This window comes from Streptomyces mirabilis (assembly GCF_018310535.1).
Taxonomy (GTDB): Bacteria; Actinomycetota; Actinomycetes; order Streptomycetales; family Streptomycetaceae; genus Streptomyces.
The window spans coordinates 5306491-5323193 of sequence record NZ_CP074102.1 but is presented as its reverse complement, the minus strand read 5'-3'; the positions used below and the strand labels follow the sequence as shown (position 1 = coordinate 5323193).

Genomic DNA, 16703 nt, shown 5'->3' with positions numbered 1-16703 from the left:
GCCGTCTCCTCGTGGAGTGCGGCTGATCGCGTACGTCAGCCCGTTCAGCCCGTGCTGACCACCACCGTCTTGGCCGCCTTGTCGTGCAGGCCCTGCTTGTAGGGCTTGTCGAAGAAGCTCCAACCGCCCGCGATCGCGGTCCAGATGCACGCGCAGCAGAACGCGAACGGGATCCACAGCACCAGCGAGCGGACCAGCGTGGTCTGCACGGAGGGCGTGGAGCCGTTGTCGAGGTTGGCCACGCGCAGGTTGAACAGCTTCTTGCCGAGGGTCTGGCCCGACCTGCTGATCATGAGGGTGTCGTAGCCGGTGTAGAGCACCGCGGCGATCACGGACTGCCCGAAGCCCTTGCTGTACTCGATCTTGTCGGCGTTCATGTTGTACTCCATGACCCCGAACGCCCAGGACAGCAGCCACACCACGATGCCCACCAGGATCATGTCGAGGATCCTCGCCACCGTGCGTTTGCCGCTGTCGGCGAGCGGAGGCATGCCGGCCAGCGGGTCGCCGCCGTAGGGACCGCCGGGGCCGTACGGGTCGCCGCCGTACGGAGGCGACTGGCCACCGTACGAGGAGTCGTACGGGGAGCCCTGGGGCGGTGTGGGCGGCGGAGGGCCGTCGTAGGGGGAGCCGCCGCCCTCAGCAGGCGGGGGCTGCTTCTTGAACGGATCCTCGTCCGGTGGCCGGCCTGAGCCCGGGGGCGGCGGTTCGCTGCTCATGGCCCGAGTCGACCGCGAACCCCGCCGCCGCGCACCCGGCGAGCGGCCGTCCGGGGGACCGGGCTCCCGGCGGCCGCGTTCGCCGCGCGGAGGCTTACGCCACCGCGACGGCGTACGGGCGGCTACGCGGCCACGAAGGTGTGGGCCGCCTTGTCGTGCCAGCACTGGCGCCAGGGCCTGTCGAACAGGCACCACAGGACGCCGATGGCACCGATGACGAGGACGCCGGGGACGGCGTAGACGAGCCAGCGGCGCAGGGCCCGCCCGAAGGACGGCGGTTCGTGGCCCTCGATGTCCCGGACCTCGATGCCGCACACCTTCTTGCCGAGGGTGCGGCCCCACTTGGCGGTGGGCAGGGCGTCGTAGAGGACGCCGAAGAGGAGCAGGACGGCCAGGACGATCCCGAGGTAGCCCGTGGTCGTGCCGTCGAGCAGCCACACCGTGACGGTCTGGCCGGACCGCTTGGCCGCGTCGACCTTCTCGTTGATGTGGTCGATCGCCTTGGTGCCCAGCGGTACGGCGGCCACGGCGGTGACGGTCGCCAGGACCGCGGTGTCCACGATCCGGGCCAGCAGCCGCCTGCCGAGGCTCGCCGGGCGCGCCTCGGACTGTCTGCGGGCGGCGGCCTGGAACACGTCGTCCACCGGCGGCTTCCACGGCACGACGGGCTGCCCGTCGGCGTCCGGGTCACCCGCGAGCCGGTGCACCTGCTGGGCCCAGGACGGCTGTCCCCCACCGGGGCCACTGGTGAGAGGCGTGGCGGCGGGGCCGGTGGACTGCTGGGGCACGGAAGGGGCGGGAGGGGTGGAGGGTGCGGGGGTGGCCGGCTGCCGCGCGGCGGCGGACTGGGCCGCCGCCTCCGCCGCGGCCTGGGCGGCCTGCCCGGCGCCGAAGCCGCCCCCGGCCCCGGCCGGGCCGCCCGCCGCGGGCGTGTCCGCCCCCGGTGCGCCGGTGGCCGGAGTCGTGCCCCCGGTCTGCGCCCCGCGCTGCGGCCCCGTGCGCGGGGCGGACGGGCGGAAGATCATGGTGCCCTCGGAAGGGGCGGGTTCCGCGGCGCCGTCGGGGTGACCGGTGCCGGGGAACTGCGCGCCGCTCGCCGGGGCCGCGGACGCGCCCTCGGCGCCGGTGGCCCGGGCCGGACCCGTCGGGCGACGGAACACCACGGTGCCGCCGGACGCGGGAGGTTGGGCGCCGCCCAAGTCCGCGGGCGGGATCGTCGCCGTGCCGTCGGCGCGGGCGGACTCACCGTCCGGCTGGACGACCGCGTCTCCCGGTTCGGCCGCGCGCGCCAGCCGCGGGTCGGCCGTCGGGGGCGCGCCCCAGGACACCCGGCGGTCCTGCTCACTGCCGAAGCCGGACTGCTGGGAGCGGTCGGCGCCCCACGCGGCCGCGGGCTCGGGCCTGCTGCCGTGCTGTGCCTCGGCCGGGCTCACCCGGCGCGGCTCGGCTGCGGGCTGCGGGTCCTCGTCGAAGAAGTGCGGGCCGGTCTCCTCGGCGGGGGCCGGAGCGGGCGCGGGAACGGAGGCCGCGGGCCGGTTGCCGGACGGCGGCGTGAGCGGTACGCCGTCGGAGGGCGCGGGACGGCTCGTACCCGGTACCCAGGAGGCACCGTTCCAGTACCGGACATATCCAGGAATGGAGGGGTCCGGGTAATACCCTTCACGGGGCCGGTCGTCGCCGGGGGCCGGGGTTGGGGCGCTCATGTCCGTCGTCCCGTATCTGCTCGGGGGTTTTTAGGGGCTCCACATCTACCAGACGGGCGCGCCTGTCAGCGGCGCTCCCGCCGTACCCACCTCTTTCGAGCAAGGTTCCGCCACAAGCGGTCGCCGCCCGGAACACGGCCTCGGAACGCCCGCCAAAAAACTTCTTCGAACCCGCGTAATGGTTCCGCGTGATCGCGCTCTCCACTCGTACGGGCCCGCCCTGAGGGCCCCGTACCCGAAAGGAAGCGCATCGACATGCACACCGTGGTGGAACGCGAACTCGAGCTCAATCTCGTCCTGTCGCCCGAACGCAGCGTCCCCGTACCGGCCCGGCTCACCTACCGCTCCGACGACCCGTACGCCGTCCACATCACCTTCCACATCGGCTCCGACCATCCCGTCGGCTGGACCTTCGCCCGTGAGCTGCTCGTCGAAGGGATATTCAGGCCGTGCGGGCACGGCGACGTACGGGTGTGGCCGACGAAGGTCGCGGGCCGCAGCGTCGTCCTGATGGCGCTCAGCTCCCCGGACGGGGACGCCCTCCTCGAGGCGCCCACCGCACAGATGTCCGCCTGGCTGGAGCGCACCCTGCGGGCGGTCCCGCCGGGCTTCGAGGGCGAGCAGCTCGGCATCGACGAGGGCCTCGCCGAGTTGCTGACCCCGACCCCGGGCTGTCACGACGAACTGTGGCTGCGCGACCCGTGGCCGTCGGACGAGTCGACGGACGGCGAGTGAATCCGCCGTGCGGTGGGCCGGTTCGGTGGTGGAGGCCGGGGTCTCCAGTTCGGTCAGAGGACGAACTGGCCCTCCTGGACCGACTTCATCAGGGCAGGGACGGGGGTGACGGGGGTGACCGGCCCGCGGGAACGGCCGAGGCGGGGTTCTAGAGCACCTTGCCCGGGTTCAGGATGCCCAGTGGGTCGAAGGCGGCCTTGATGCCACGCTGCATCTCCACGCCCACCGGTCCGAGCTCGCGGGCCAGCCATTCCTTCTTCAGGACTCCGACGCCGTGTTCGCCGGTGATGGTGCCGCCGAGTTCCAGACCGAGGGCCATGATCTCGTCGAAGGACTCGCGGGCGCGCCGCGACTCGTCGGGATCGTCGGCGTCGAAGCAGACGGTGGGGTGGGTGTTGCCGTCGCCCGCGTGCGCGCAGACACCGATGGTCAGGGAGTACTTCTCGGCGACGCGCTCGATGCCTTCGAGCATGTCGCCGAGCCGGGAGCGTGGCACGCACACGTCGTCGATCATCGTGGTGCCCTTGACCGCTTCGAGCGCGGTGAGCGACAACCGCCGCGCCTGGAGCAGTAGTTCGGATTCCGCCGCGTCCTCCGCGGGGACCACCTGCGTCGCGCCCGCGGCCTCGCACAGGGCGCCGACGGCGGCGAGGTCGGCGGCCGGGTCGTGGGTGTCGAAGGCGGCGAGGAGGAGCGCCTCGGTCGTCTCCGGGAGGCCCATGTGGGCCAGGTCGTTGACGGCCTTGACCGTCGTACGGTCCATGAGTTCGAGGAGGGAGGGGACGTGCCCGCCCTCCATGATCCGGACCACGGCGTCGCAGGCGGCCCGCGCCGATCCGAACTCCGCCGCCAGCACCAACTGCTGGGGCGGCTGCGGCTTGAGCGCCAGGATCGCCCGTACGACGATGCCGAGCGAGCCCTCGGAGCCGACGAAGAGGCGGGTGAGGTCGTACCCGGCGACCCCCTTCGCCGTACGGCGTCCGGTGGACATGAGCCGTCCGTCGGCCAGCACCACGTCGAGGCCGAGGACGTACTCGGCCGTCACCCCGTACTTCACACAGCACAGGCCGCCGGAGGCCGTGCCGATGTTCCCGCCGATCGTGCACATCTCCCAGCTGGAGGGGTCCGGCGGGTAGTACAGGCCGTGTTCGTTCACGGCGCGGGAGAGGGTGGCGTTGATGACGCCGGGTTCCACGACGGCGATCCGGTCGACCGGGTTGATCTCGAGGATGCGGTCCATCTTCACCAGCGACAGCACGATGCAGCCGTCGGAGGCGTTGGCGGCGCCGGACAGGCCGGTGCGGGCGCCCTGCGGGACGACCGGGACACGCAGCTCGGTCGCGATCCGCATGACGTGCTGGACCTGTTCGACGGTACGGGGCAGGACGACGACGGCAGGGGTGCCCGCCTCGCAGAAGCTCGCCATGTCGTTCGCGTAGGAGGCCGTGACGTCCGGGTCGATGAGGACGGCCTCGGCCGGCAGGCCGCTCAGCAGGCGGTCCACGAGGTTGCCGGTGACTTCGTCGCGCGGGGCTTCGATACGGCTCATGATCACAGCGTCGCACTCGGGGCCATCGGTGTGAACCCCATCCGCGCGGGGCTTGGCGTGCCGGGATGTGGTCTTCGTATTGACGCACAGTGAGCCGCATGGAGATCGAAGAGCGACAGCCGGTGCTCACGGGGCTCGCGCCCCAGGGGCCCTCCGGGCGGCGTCCCTCCGTCGCCAAGCACGTGCTGATCGGCCTGGTCGCGGGGTCTGCCGTCCTCGGCGGGGTGCTGGTGCTGCTGCCCTCGGAGCGGCGGACCGCGCCGCCGCCGTCGCCGGGTCCGGTGACCCGGGCGGGAACGGCGGTGGGGGCCGGGGTGCCCGATCTGGTGGCGCTCATCGGCGACCACGAAGCCCATCTGCGCACCCATCCGCGCGACGAGCGGTCGTGGGCGGTGCTCGGCGCCGCGTACGTGGAGCAGGGGCAGCGGACTGCCACGCCCGCGTACTTCCCGAAGGCCGAGCAGGCGCTGCGCACGTCACTGGAGACGAAGCCGAAGGGGAACCTGACGGCGCTGGAGGGGCTGGCCGCGCTCGCCAACGCCCGCAATGACTTCCGGACCGGGCGGAAGTGGGCCGAGGAGGCACTGAAGCTGGCGCCGAAGCGGTGGACGGCGTATCCGCTGCTGATCGACTCCTGCACCGGTCTCGGTGACTACACGGCGAGCCGCGGCGCGCTGGAGAAGCTCCAGGGGCTGCACCACGGGCCGCCGGTGCTGGCCGAGGCCGCCCAGGTGTACTGGGACCGCGGCTGGCGCGAGGACGCGGTGGCCTCCCTCGCGGACGCGACGGCGGGCGCCACCGCTCCGGCCGAGCGGGCGACCTGGCTGGCGCAGTCGGGCCGGCTCGCCTGGGAGCGCGGGGACCGCGAGGAGTCGCTGCGCTACTACGAGGCCGCGCTGAGCAACGACCCCGACCAGCACGGCGCGCTCGCCGGACAGGGGCGTGCGCTGGCGGCGCTCGGGCGCAACGCGGAGGCGCTGCGTGCGTACCAGACGGCGCTCGCGCAGGAGCCCGATCCGCGGTACGCGCTGGAGCTGGGCGAGCTGTACGAGACGCTGGGGGAGCGCGACGCGGCACAGAGGCAGTACGCCCTGCTGCGGGAGCGGGTGCGCACCGACGCCGCGGCAGGTGTCGACGACGAACTGGTCCTCGGGCTGTTCGAGGCGGACCACGGCGATCCGGAGGACGCGGTGCGCCGGCTGCGCGAGGAGTGGGAGCGCCAGCCGGGTGTCGCCGTCGCGGACGCGCTGGGATGGGCGTTGCACCGGTCCGAGGAGGACGAGGAGGCGCTGAAGTTCGCGACGAAGGCGACGGACAAGACGAAGGGCGGCGGTGTCCGCAGCGCGCTGTACGTCTTCCACCGGGGGCAGATCGAACGCGAGCTGGGCCTGCTCGCGCCCGCACGCCGCCACATCGCGGAGTCCCTCCAGATCAACCCGTACTTCTCCCCCGTCCTCGCCCCCCAGGCCCGGCAGGCCCTGGCCGCCCTCGGCGAGCCGCCGGCGGAGCCGCTGCCCGAGCCCAAGGACGAGACCCCGACGGAACCGGAGGGCGCGGCGGGGCCGCCCGGCACTGCCGCGAATCCGGCGAACCCGGCGGCCCCGCGGGCGCCCCGTCGACCCAGAACGGCGCGGACGCCGGCACCGGCGCCGGCGCCGCGGCACACGGCGTCACGCTGACGGATGACAGATGCCCGCTGCCCCCTGCCCGCTGCCCGCTGCCCGATAACCGCGGACAGATGACCGCGGACAGATGGCAGATGACAGATATCCGCGTTTGATCCCTACAGGTTGCCGCGCTTCTCCTGCTCCCGCTCGATCGCCTCGAAGAGCGCCTTGAAGTTGCCCTTGCCGAAGCCCATCGAGCCGTGTCGCTCGATGATCTCGAAGAAGACGGTCGGCCGGTCCTGGACCGGCTTGGTGAAGATCTGGAGCAGATAGCCGTCCTCGTCGCGGTCGGCGAGGATCTTGAGCTCGCGCAGGGTGTCGACGGGCACCCGGGTGTCGCCGACCCACTCACCGAGGGTGTCGTAGTACGAGTCGGGCGTGTCCAGGAACTGGACCCCGGCCGCACGCATGGTGCGTACGGTCTGCACGATGTCGTTGGTGTTCAGCGCGATGTGCTGGACGCCCGCGCCGCCGTAGAACTCCAGGTACTCGTCGATCTGGGACTTCTTCTTGGCGATGGCGGGCTCGTTGATCGGGAACTTGACCTTGAGCGTGCCGTCGGCGACGACCTTCGACATCAGCGCGCTGTACTCGGTCGCGATGTCGTCGCCCACGAACTCCTTCATGTTCGTGAAGCCCATGACCTTGTTGTAGAAGCCGACCCATTCGTTCATGCGGCCGAGTTCGACGTTGCCGACGCAGTGGTCGATGGCCTGGAAGGTGCGGTGGGCGGGCGGTTCGACGATCGGGGCGGCGGCGGTGAACCCGGGGAGGTACGGGCCGTCGTAGCCGGTGCGTTCGACGAGCGTGTGCCGGGTCTCGCCGTAGGTGGCGATCGCGGCGAGGACGACGGTGCCGTGCTCGTCCTTGAGCTCGTAGGGCTCGGCGAGCGGGCGGGCGCCGTGCTCGACGGCGTACGCGAACGCGGCGCGCGCGTCCGGGACCTCGATGGCGAGGTCGACGACACCGTCGCCGTGCGCGGCCACGTGCTCGGCCAGGAAGTGGCCCCAGGTGGTGGCGGGCTTGATGACGGAGGTGAGGACGAAGCGTGCCGAGCCGTTCTCGAGGACGTACGACGCCGTCTCGCGGCTGCCGTTCTCCGGTCCGGAGTAGGCGACCAGCCGCATGCCGAAGGCCGTGGAGTAGTAGTGCGCGGCCTGCTTGGCGTTGCCGACGGCGAAGACGACCGCGTCCATTCCCTTGACCGGGAAGGGGTCTGCCTGCCGGGCGGTGTCGGGAGTGAGGTGTGTGGTCTGCGTCATGGCCGCAGACTCTCTCCGTTCCACAAGGTGCGCAATAGTTTGCGAGAGAGCTGGACAATATGCTCAGCAAAACGCCCATGCCTGCGGGCGTTCTGTACATGATGACCACCCGGGAGGGCGGCATGGCAATCGATCACCTGGACGGCCGACTCATCGTGCTGCTGGCCGAGGAGCCGCGCATCGGCGTGCTGGAGATGTCCCGGCGGCTCGGGGTCGCGCGCGGCACCGTGCAGGCCCGGCTGGACCGCCTTCAATCGAATGGAGTCATCCGGGGATTCGGTCCGCAGGTGGATCCGGCCGCGCTCGGCTACCCCGTCACGGCCTTCGCGACGCTGCAGATCCGGCAGGGACAAGGCACAGACGTACGGGCGCACTTGGCAACCGTCCCCGAGGTGCTGGAGCTGCACACGACCACCGGCAGCGGCGACATGCTCTGCCGCCTGGTGGCCCGCTCGAACGCCGATCTCCAACGTGTGATCGACCGGGTCGTCGGTTTTGATGGCATCGTCCGGGCCTCCACGGCGATCGTCATGGAGAACCCCGTTCCGCTGCGGATCATCCCGCTGGTGGAGCAGGCGGCGACCGAGCACTGACCTACGGCCGGGGAGGTGGCGTGATAGGTGCGGATACCCACGCCGATCACATCGCGGCCTGGCGCATCGACCCGTACGACAACCCGCTCGGGAATCCGCGCCGTTTCGACTTCAACCTCTCGGGCAGCACCGACCATCCCCACCGCGATTGCCTTGGCGCCGCAGGACTTCGCCCAGTTCAGCAGACGGGTCAGGGTGCGGCGGACCTGGGCGTCCCGGGAGCGCGGCTGAGCATGAACCCCGGCAACAGGACTCACTCCCGCTCAACCTCCAGGAACGATTCGTCAAGGGAGGGTGGGCGGGGCGGGGCCTTCCAAAGAAGTGGTTGCAAAGAAATCCTTGCAACTACTTCTTTGCAACGCTACCTTTGCATGCATGGAAGAGCCCGAGGTACCGCTGCCCGAGGAACGACTGGTCCGCACCCTCGACGCCCGCACCCTGCGCGGCATCGCCCACCCCCTGCGCATGCAGTTGCTGTACGCGCTGCGGCAGCGGGGGCCCGCCACCGCGTCGATGCTCGCCGAGCGGCTGGGCGAGTCCAGCGGGGCTACCAGCTATCACCTGCGGCAGTTGGCCACGCACGGCTTCGTCGAGGACGCACCCGAGCGGGGCAAGGGCCGTGAGCGCTGGTGGCAGGCCGTCGACCAGGGCTTGTACTTCGACGCGAACCTGCTCAAGGACGGCGACCCGGTGGTGCGCGGAGCGGCCGACATGTACCTGCATGAGATCGCGACCACGCACACGCGTGAGCTGTCGACGTGGCTGGGTACGCGCGACGACTGGTCCGAGGACTGGTACCGGGGCAGCGACATGAGCGACTGGACCCTACGACTGACGGCCACGCAGTCCCGTGAACTCATCCAGAAGATGCACGACCTGCTCGAAAGCTACCGGCCCCTCGCCCGCGCCGAGGACGACCCCGACGCGGAGCAGGTCCGCATCCACACCCACGCCTTCCCCGTCACGCAGGACCGAACGGAGACGCACCCATGACGCACGCCGAAACCCACCTCGCCCTGCACCACACCCGCGCCGCCGAGCTCCGGGCCCAGGCCGAAACCCACCGCCTGGCCACCTCCGCCCGCCGCCCCGGCGAACTCCGCACCCGCCTCGGCTGGACCCTCGTGGAGGTCGGCCTGCGTCTCGCCGCCGCCCCCCGCGTCGCCGTCGCGCACTAGCGGCGCACCAGCGCGGCTCGCTAACAGCTGGGGACCGAGCCCTTCCCCTTCTCCAGGGAGACCAGCGCGTCGACCGCGCCCTTGAGCGTGGTCACCGGAACCAGCCGCAGCCCCTTGGGCAGTTCCGACTTGGCGTCCGAGCACTCCGCCTTCGGGACCAGGAAGACCGTCGCGCCGTCGCGCCGGGCGGCCTGCGTCTTCAGGGCGACCCCGCCGACCGCGCCGACCTTGCCGTCGGCGTCGATCGTCCCCGTACCCGCGACGTTGCGACCTCCCGTGAGGTCGCCGCCGCTGCCGTCGCCGTCCAGCTTGTCGATGATCCCGAGCGTGAAGAGCAGTCCGGCGCTGGGCCCGCCGACGTCGGCCAGCTTGAGCGTGACCTTCACGTCGTTCTTCTCGTGCAGATAGGACAGCGCCGCCTCGGTGGCCGTGTCCTGGGACTTCTTCATCTCGTCCGCGTTGTGCTGCTCGATCTCCTTGACGGAGTTCCCGCTCGGGTAGACCGAGTCGCGCGGCATCACGGCCCGGTCCGTACGGAACCAGCCGTCGATCACGTCACCGAGGCTGACGCTCGCGTCCGGCCCGGTCGCCTCGATCGTCGTCATCCGCAGCTGCCCGCTCGTCGTGCGGGTGGGCGCTCCGCTGATCGTGATCACCGGGTCGCCCTTGTTCTCGCCGAGAACGTTCGCCGTCATGCCGGGCTGCGCCACGGAGAACGGCAGCGGCGCGAACGCCGCCGTGGCGAGCAGGGCCACGACGGGAGCGGCGCAGACGGCGATGGCCTGGAGGCGTGTGAGGCGAGAGAGCACAGGATCAATCTAACGTCACCGCTCGGCGCGGCCTCCGTACAGGTCCCGCCGGGCGGTGGTGAAGCGGCGCAGCGCCTCCGGCAGCGGCTCGGTCCCGATGCCCGGAGTGCGCGGCACCGGCAGATGACCGTCCTGAAGGACGAAGGGCTCGGTGATGTCCTCGGCGAAGTAGCGGCTGGAGGCGGAGGTGTCGCCGGGGAGGGTGAAGCCCGGCAGGGCCGCCAGGGCCAGGTTCGGGGCTCGGCCGATGCCCGTCTCCAGCATGCCGCCGCACCAGACCGGCACCCCGTGCGCGTGAGCGACGTCATGGATGCGGCGCGCCTCCAGGTAGCCGCCGACCCGGGCGGGCTTGACGTTGACGACCCGGCAGGCGTCCATGGCGATCGCGGAGGCGGTGTCGCGGGCGCTGTGCAGGGACTCGTCGAGGCACACGGGGGTGGCGATGCGCTGCTGGAGCCGCGCGTGCGCGTGGAGGTTGTTCTCCTCCAGCGGCTCCTCGATGAGCAGCAGTCCGAACGCGTCGAGCCGGCGCAGGTGCTCGGCGTCCGCGAGCGAGTACGCCGTGTTGGCGTCCACCTGGAGCGGCAGCGCGTCCCCGAAGCGCTCGCGCACGGCCCGCACGGGCTCCAGGTCCCAGCCGGGTTCGATCTTCAGCTTGATCCGGACGTACCCCTCGGCAAGGTAGCGCTCGACGTCGTCGAGGAGTGCCGGGACGGAGTCCTTGATGCCGACCGACACCCCGGCGGGCACGCGGTCGTGGACGGCTCCGAGGTAGGTCGCGAGCGACATGCCGTACGCGCGCAGCTCGGCGTCGAGGACGGCCGTCTCCAGGGCCGCCTTGGCCAGCTCGTGCCCCTTGATCTTCGCCGTCGCGGGGGCGAGCGCGGCGGCCGTGAGACGCGGGAGGGCGGCCACGCGCGGCAGCAGGAAGTCACGGAGCACGATCTCGGCGCCGGCCACGAACTCCGAGCAGTACAGCGGCTCGGGGTCGGCGGCGAACTCCGACCAGCCCTCGGCCGCGTCCGTGACGACGTGCAGGAGGAAGGTGTCCTTCGTCGTCATGGTCCCGAAGGAGGTACGGAAGGGGGTGACGAGGGGCAGCGCGATGTGGACGACTTCGACGCGTTCGAGTTTCATGCGGCGCCTTCCGTGGCGGGGCGGGTGAGGGTGTACCAGCCGTCGCGGGACATCCCCGTGGCGACATACCCCTCGGCGAAGGCCTCCGTGAAGACCGCGCGGACGGCGTGTCGCCAGCGCAGCGCGAGCACCGGGTCGGCGGCGCGCAGCTTGACGACGTCGTCCGGGACCCGGCACCAGATGTGCCGGTCGGAGGTGTCGCGGCGGGCGAGGAAGGCGTCGTCGGGGGCGAGGTGGGTGGCGGGCGCGGCGTCACGGTCGCCGGCCTCCCCGGGTGTACTGGGCGTACGGGGCGCGGCCAGATCCCAGGTCACGGTCAGCCGGTCGCTCTCGTCCCCGTCGTTCACCCCGTCCGCCATGGGCCCGTAGAAGTCGACCAGGTACTCCGTGCCGGTGGCCCCCAGCTTGACCAGGTTGAAGCGGGCGTTGCGGCCGACCAGCGGATCGAAGGTCCAGCGCATGGTGCGGGCGCCGCGCTCCAGGGCCCAGGCGCGCTGGGCCTGCTTCACGGCGTACCCGACCCCGCGATCGGCCGCGGCGACCAGGGAGTACGTGTCCTGCCGCCCCGGCTCCCCGAACACGGCGACGGCGGCTCCGGCCAGCCGTGTCCCGTCGTACGCGGCATGCACCGCACCCCCGGCGTGCACCAGGCTGTGCAGCACCTCCGCCGGATAGGGCGGGTTGCTGCGGGGCGTCTGCCAGACGTCGCTGAAGAGGTCGGCCACCGCGCCGATCCCGGCGACGTCGTGAACGGTACGGATGCTCACTTCGGTCATGGAACCGAGTCTCGAAGCTCGCGGCGGCGCCCACGTTGTACATCAGGACAACACGCGCGTACGTTCCTGATGAGATCGGCCAACCACGCCCGTCCGAAACCGGCCGACCATCCTTGTCATCCCCATCCCCATCCCCATTCCCCGGAAGGAGCCGCGTGGACGCCTGCACCCTCGGTGACCTGCTGGACGTCGTCGGCGGCCCCTCCGTACGCCTGCACACCGCGCCCGCCGGGCTCACCGTGCCCGTCACCGAGGCGCTGCTGTACGACGCCCACGCGCCGCTGACCCGTGCGCCCGGGGCACTGCTGCTCGCGGTCGGGGTGAGGGCGTCCGCGGCGGGGCCGCTGGCGCGGGCGGCGGCGGAGGCGGGGATGACCGGGCTGGTCGTACGCAGCCCGGACGGCCCGCTCGCGGAGGCGGAGTCGGCGGGTGTGGCCCTGCTGTCCGTGGACGAGGACGCCGCCTGGCACCACGTGCATCTGCTGCTCGCCTCCGCGATCGGCGCACGGCCCTCGGCCGCCGGAAGCGGTCTGGGGGACCTGTTCGCGCTGGCCGACGCGGTGGCCGCGGCCGTCGGCGGCGCCACCGCGATCGAGGACCCGCGGCAGCGGATCCTCGCCTACTCGACGGTTGCCGGGCAGCCGGTCGACGAGGACCGCCGCACGGGCATCCTCGGCCTCCAGGTACCCGGGAGCCCCGCCAACTCCGAGCAGTACCGGGTGCTGTTCGCGGCCGAGGGCGTGGTCCGGCTGCCCGCGCTGGAGGGCAGCGACAACCTGCCGCGGCTCGCCGTCGCCGTCCGGGCCGGCGGCGAGACCCTCGGCTCGCTCTGGGTCGTCGACGACGGCGGCCTCGCGCCGGACGCCCAGGAGGCCCTCGCCCAGGGCGCGTCCACGGCGGCGCTGCTCCTGCTGCGGGCCCGCGCCGCGCAGGAGCTGGCCCGCCACCAGAACGGCGACCTGCTGCGCCGTCTGCTCGACGGCACCGCCGACCCGGCGGGCGCCGCCCACCGCTTGGGGCTGGGCCTCGGCCCGGACGGAAACCCGGCGCCCGTGCGCGTGGCCGCCTTCGTCCTGGACTCCAGCGTCTCGGCGGCGGACGTCGAACAGACCGCGCTACGGCTCCTGGATCTCGTACGCCTCCAGTGCGAGGCGCGCTACGGGCGGCACGCGGGCGTCCTAGTCGACGGGGTCGTGTACGCGCTGCTGCCGGCGGTCGGGGAGCGTGGCGGGGCGCGGCACAGAGGGCTGGCGGAGGACATCGTGGGGCGGGCCGGGCAGGCGCTGCGGGTGCCCGTACGGGCCGGGCTGGGGGACGTGGTCTCCGGGCTCGCGGAGGTGCGGGCCTCCCGGGACGACGCCGACCTCGTCCTACGGGTCCTGGGCCCCGAGTTGCCGGTGGCGACCGTGGAGGAGGTGAGGCCGCGCGTCACCCTGCTGCGGCTTGCCGAAGTCCTTGGCGAGCGGCGGGAGTTGAGCGCGGGCGGGTGGCGACGGGTCCTCGCGTACGACGCCGAGCACGGCACCGAGTACGCCCGCACCCTCGTCGCCTGGCTGGACGCGGGCTGCGACATGGCGGGCGCGGCGCGGCTGCTCGCCGTGCACGCCAACACCTGCCGCTACCGCCTCCGGCAGGCCCGGCAGCAGCTCGGCATCGACCTCGACGATCCCGACGAACGGCTGGTGCTGTGGCTCCAGCTGAGGACCCTGGGTGGGCTCGGCAGCCGCCACTGAGCCACCCTTCGGTCCTGGCCGTCAGTTGACGTCCACGTCCTCGAAGACCTCCAGCACCCGCGTCAGCACCCGTACGTCTTCACCAAGTTCCTGCTGGAGTGGCTCGGCGGCCTCCCCGCGTGAGCCACCGCGTCAGCCGCTCCTCGCACGCCCGCAGCTGCGCCACCGGAACGTACTCCCCCGCCGTGTGCGCGAGGACCGGATCGCCCGGGCCGTAGTTGAGGGCGGGCGTGCCGAGAGCGGCGAAACGGGCCACGTCCGTCCAGCCCAGCTTCGGACGGGGCGTGGCGCCCAGCACGCGGACGAGCGAGGCGACCGCGTGCCGGTCGAGCCCGGGCAGCGCGCCCGGCACGACCTCCGTGACGTCGACCTCGTACTCGTCCTCGGGAAAGAGATCCCGTACGTACTTCTCCGCCTCCTCGGCCGAACGGCTCGGCGCGAAACGCGAGTTGACGGTGATCACGCACTCGTCGGGGACGACGTTGCCCGCGACCCCGGCGCGTACGGCAACGGCGTTCAGCCCCTCCCGGTACTCCAGGCCGTCGATCACCACCCGTTCCGGGATGTGGTCGGCGAGGCGCTGGAGGACGACCCCGGCGCGGTGCGCGGCGTTCACACCCCGCCAGGCGCGCGCGGTGTGCGCGCGCTCGCCGCGGACCGTGATGTCGGCCATCAGCACACCCTGGCAGCCCGCCTCGACCCCGGCGTCGGACGGCTCCATGAGGATCGCGAGGTCGGCCTTCAGCAACTCCGGCCGTACGGCGGCGATCCGGCCGAGCCCGTTGCGGTCGCCCTCGACCTCCTCGCACTCGTAGAAGACGTACGTGAGGTCGCGGGTGGGCGCGGGGAGCGTCGCCGCCAGCCGGAGTGCGACGGCGACGCCGCCCTTCATGTCGCAGGCGCCGAGCCCGTACAGGAGGTCGCCCCGCAGGAGGGACGGCAGGTTCCCGGCGGCGGGCACGGTGTCCAAGTGGCCCGCGATCAGGATCCGTTCGGGGTGGCCGAGGCCGGTGCGGGCGACCACCGAGTTGCCGATCCGCTCCACGGTGAGGTGCGGGAGGACGGCGAGGGCCGCCTCGACGGCGTCCGCGAGCCGGGCCTCCTCGCCGCTCTCGGAGGGGAGGTCGACGAGGGCACGGGCGAGGGCGACGACGTCGGCGGTGAGGTCGAGGGTGTTCACGCCACTTCCTCGTCGCCGAGCTTGTCGACGAGTTTCTCGCCGGGCTTGTCTCCGAGCTTGTCTCCGAGCTTGGAGTGCTTGATCCCGTACAGCCAGTAGATCACCAGGCCGACGGCCATCCACGCGCCGAACGCGACCCAGGTGTCCGACCCCAGGCTGAACAGCATGTAGACGCAGAAGCCCACACCCAGGATCGGCGTCACCGGCGAGAAGGGGACCCGGAAGGAGCGGGGTGCCTCCGGGCTGCGGCGGCGCAGCAGGACGACCGCCAGGTTGACCAGCATGAAGGCGAAGAGCGTACCGATGCTGGTGGCGTCCGCGAGCGCGCCCAGCGGGACGAGCGCGGCGAGCACGGCGATGAAGGTGGAGACGATGACCGTGTTGGCGCGCGGCACCCCGGTGGTGGGGTGCACCTTGGAGAACAGCGGCGGCACGAGCCCGTCCCTCGACATCGCGAAGAGGATGCGGATCTGCCCGTACTGCACGGTGAGCACGACGCTCGTGGTGGCCACGACCGCCCCGATGGAGAGCAGGATCGGCCACAGGCTGCCACCGCCGACGGACTGCACGAGCACCTGGCTCAGCGTGGCCTCCGTGCCCTCGAACTTCCTCCACGGCATCGCGCCGAGCGCGGCGACCGCGACGAGGACGTACAGGGCGGTGACGAGGACGAGGGAGAGGATGATCGCGCGTGGCAGGTCGCGCTGCGGGTTCTTCGCCTCCTCCCCCGCCGTCGAGGCGGCGTCGAAGCCGATGTAGGAGAAGAAGAGCGAGGCGGCGCCCGCGCTCATGCCGGCGGTGCCGAGCGGGAAGAGGGGCGTGAAGTTCCCTGCGCGGAAGGCGGTGAAGGCGACCGCGCAGAACATCACCAGGGCGGCGATCTTCACGCCGACCATGACGGTGTTGGCGACGGCGCTCTCCTTCGCTCCGCGCAGCAGCACGACCATGGCGAGGACGACGATGGCGGCGGCGGGGATGTTGAGGACCCCGCCGGCGCCGGGCGGCGCGCTGAGCGTGTCGGGGAGGGTGACCCCGACGGTCAGGTCGAGCAGTTCGTTGACGTACTGCCCCCAGCCGACCGCGACGGCGGCCACGGACACCCCGTACTCCAGGATCAGACACCAGCCGCACACCCAGGCGACGAGCTCGCCGAGGGTGGCGTACGCATAGCTGTACGAGGAGCCGGAGCCCGGGATCATGCCGGCCAGCTCGGCGTACGACAGCGCGGAGAACAGCGCGGTCACACCGGCCAGGACGAACGACACGACGATGGCGGGACCGGCCTCGGGCACCGCCTGGCCGAGGACCACGAAGATGCCGGTGCCGAGCGTCGCGCCCACGCTGAGCAGGGTGAGCTGTCCGACGCCCATCGTCCGCCTGAGCGGGCTCCCGGCGGCCTCGGCGACCAGCGATCCGACGCCCTGACGCCGGGTCAGCCGAGCCGCCCGTCCGCCTCCTCGGCCGACGTCCGGCCGTGTACGTACCGTCTCCGTCTCCACGCCTTGTCTCCCTCCACCGTTCACCGTTCCGCCTTCAGTGCCCTGATGATGCGGAGGGCGGGGCGACGGGCGGTGGGCGCATCGGCCAGAGATGGCGGGGGTGGTTTGGCGGGTCGGCCAAAGCCAGGGGGTGACTGGAAACAAGGACCGTTGGCGCAACGGG

Annotated in this window: 15 protein-coding genes; 6 read left to right on the top strand and 9 right to left on the bottom strand. The window is 72.1% G+C overall.

The features are described from left to right. Positions 1–44: 44 nt before the first annotated feature. On the bottom strand, positions 45–719 hold the full coding sequence (locus tag SMIR_RS23510) for an RDD family protein (RefSeq protein WP_168492043.1): 675 nt from the start codon (positions 717–719) through the stop codon (positions 45–47). A gap of 122 nt (positions 720–841) precedes the next feature. Then, positions 842–2422: an RDD family protein gene (locus SMIR_RS23505; RefSeq protein WP_168492045.1), complete on the bottom strand. Its 1581-nt coding sequence runs from the start codon at positions 2420–2422 to the stop codon at positions 842–844. Between the two features lie 255 nt (positions 2423–2677). Here SMIR_RS23505 and SMIR_RS23500 point away from each other — a divergent pair, with 255 nt between their 5' ends. Continuing rightward, positions 2678–3157 (top strand): SsgA family sporulation/cell division regulator, encoded by a 480-nt coding sequence (locus SMIR_RS23500; protein WP_168492046.1) that lies wholly within the window; start codon positions 2678–2680, stop codon positions 3155–3157. 148 nt (positions 3158–3305) lie between these two features. On the opposite strand, the gene SMIR_RS23495 is transcribed toward SMIR_RS23500, so the two are convergent. Then, complete coding sequence (locus SMIR_RS23495; RefSeq protein ID WP_097284911.1) at positions 3306–4712, bottom strand: FAD-binding oxidoreductase; 1407 nt, start codon at positions 4710–4712, stop codon at positions 3306–3308. 92 nt (positions 4713–4804) lie between these two features. On the opposite strand from SMIR_RS23495, the gene SMIR_RS23490 reads away from it, so the two are divergent. Beyond that, positions 4805–6385: a tetratricopeptide repeat protein gene (locus SMIR_RS23490; RefSeq protein WP_249938464.1), complete on the top strand. Its 1581-nt coding sequence runs from the start codon at positions 4805–4807 to the stop codon at positions 6383–6385. 104 nt (positions 6386–6489) lie between these two features. Here the strand turns inward: SMIR_RS23490 and hppD are convergent, their stop codons facing one another. Beyond that, positions 6490–7635: a 4-hydroxyphenylpyruvate dioxygenase gene (gene hppD, locus SMIR_RS23485; RefSeq protein ID WP_101404914.1), complete on the bottom strand. Its 1146-nt coding sequence runs from the start codon at positions 7633–7635 to the stop codon at positions 6490–6492. 122 nt (positions 7636–7757) lie between these two features. On the opposite strand from hppD, the gene SMIR_RS23480 reads away from it, so the two are divergent. The 3 genes from SMIR_RS23480 to SMIR_RS23470 all read left to right on the top strand — a co-directional run bounded on the left by SMIR_RS23480 (position 7758) and on the right by SMIR_RS23470 (position 9406). Continuing rightward, complete coding sequence (locus SMIR_RS23480; RefSeq protein ID WP_054229681.1) at positions 7758–8228, top strand: Lrp/AsnC family transcriptional regulator; 471 nt, start codon at positions 7758–7760, stop codon at positions 8226–8228. A gap of 375 nt (positions 8229–8603) precedes the next feature. Next, entirely contained in the window at positions 8604–9221 is a 618-nt protein-coding gene (locus SMIR_RS23475) for an ArsR/SmtB family transcription factor (RefSeq protein WP_168492048.1), read from the top strand. Further along, positions 9218–9406, top strand: a complete 189-nt coding sequence (locus SMIR_RS23470; protein WP_168492049.1) for a hypothetical protein — start codon at positions 9218–9220, stop codon at positions 9404–9406. Before SMIR_RS23475 ends, SMIR_RS23470 begins: the two co-directional genes overlap by 4 nt. A gap of 20 nt (positions 9407–9426) precedes the next feature. Here SMIR_RS23470 and SMIR_RS23465 read toward each other — a convergent pair whose 3' ends face one another. Genes SMIR_RS23465 through SMIR_RS23455 form a run of 3 tightly spaced genes read right to left on the bottom strand, consistent with a single transcriptional unit; the run spans position 9427 to position 12128 of the window. Next, positions 9427–10215 carry a S16 family serine protease gene (locus SMIR_RS23465; RefSeq protein WP_168492050.1) on the bottom strand — a complete coding sequence of 263 codons (789 nt, stop codon included), beginning with the start codon at positions 10213–10215 and terminating at the stop codon, positions 9427–9429. A 15-nt stretch (positions 10216–10230) separates the two neighbouring features. Beyond that, a complete protein-coding gene (gene menC, locus SMIR_RS23460) occupies positions 10231–11352 on the bottom strand; it encodes an o-succinylbenzoate synthase (RefSeq protein WP_168492052.1) in 1122 nt (373 codons plus the stop codon). Further along, entirely contained in the window at positions 11349–12128 is a 780-nt protein-coding gene (locus SMIR_RS23455; RefSeq protein WP_168492054.1) for a chorismate synthase, read from the bottom strand. Before SMIR_RS23455 ends, menC begins: the two co-directional genes overlap by 4 nt. A 155-nt stretch (positions 12129–12283) precedes the next feature. On the opposite strand from SMIR_RS23455, the gene SMIR_RS23450 reads away from it, so the two are divergent. Beyond that, positions 12284–13861, top strand: a complete 1578-nt coding sequence (locus SMIR_RS23450) for a PucR family transcriptional regulator (RefSeq protein WP_212727329.1) — start codon at positions 12284–12286, stop codon at positions 13859–13861. A gap of 79 nt (positions 13862–13940) precedes the next feature. Here SMIR_RS23450 and dapE read toward each other — a convergent pair whose 3' ends face one another. Then, positions 13941–15041 (bottom strand): succinyl-diaminopimelate desuccinylase, encoded by a 1101-nt coding sequence (dapE, locus tag SMIR_RS23445; RefSeq protein ID WP_212727328.1) that lies wholly within the window; start codon positions 15039–15041, stop codon positions 13941–13943. After that, on the bottom strand, positions 15038–16540 hold the full coding sequence (locus SMIR_RS23440) for an amino acid permease (protein ID WP_168492061.1): 1503 nt from the start codon (positions 16538–16540) through the stop codon (positions 15038–15040). The genes dapE and SMIR_RS23440 overlap by 4 nt, the downstream gene beginning before the upstream one ends. Between the last annotated feature and the right edge of the window lie 163 nt (positions 16541–16703).

Coding starts and splice junctions, on each gene's coding strand:
- SMIR_RS23510 (WP_168492043.1), bottom strand. CDS start 719: ATGAGCAGCGAACCGCCGCCCCCGGGCTCAGGCCGGCCACCGGACGAG.
- SMIR_RS23505 (WP_168492045.1), bottom strand. CDS start 2,422: ATGAGCGCCCCAACCCCGGCCCCCGGCGACGACCGGCCCCGTGAAGGG.
- SMIR_RS23500 (WP_168492046.1), top strand. CDS start 2,678: ATGCACACCGTGGTGGAACGCGAACTCGAGCTCAATCTCGTCCTGTCG.
- SMIR_RS23490 (WP_249938464.1), top strand. CDS start 4,805: ATGGAGATCGAAGAGCGACAGCCGGTGCTCACGGGGCTCGCGCCCCAG.
- hppD (WP_101404914.1), bottom strand. CDS start 7,635: ATGACGCAGACCACACACCTCACTCCCGACACCGCCCGGCAGGCAGAC.
- SMIR_RS23480 (WP_054229681.1), top strand. CDS start 7,758: ATGGCAATCGATCACCTGGACGGCCGACTCATCGTGCTGCTGGCCGAG.
- SMIR_RS23475 (WP_168492048.1), top strand. CDS start 8,604: ATGGAAGAGCCCGAGGTACCGCTGCCCGAGGAACGACTGGTCCGCACC.
- SMIR_RS23470 (WP_168492049.1), top strand. CDS start 9,218: ATGACGCACGCCGAAACCCACCTCGCCCTGCACCACACCCGCGCCGCC.
- menC (WP_168492052.1), bottom strand. CDS start 11,352: ATGAAACTCGAACGCGTCGAAGTCGTCCACATCGCGCTGCCCCTCGTC.
- SMIR_RS23455 (WP_168492054.1), bottom strand. CDS start 12,128: ATGACCGAAGTGAGCATCCGTACCGTTCACGACGTCGCCGGGATCGGC.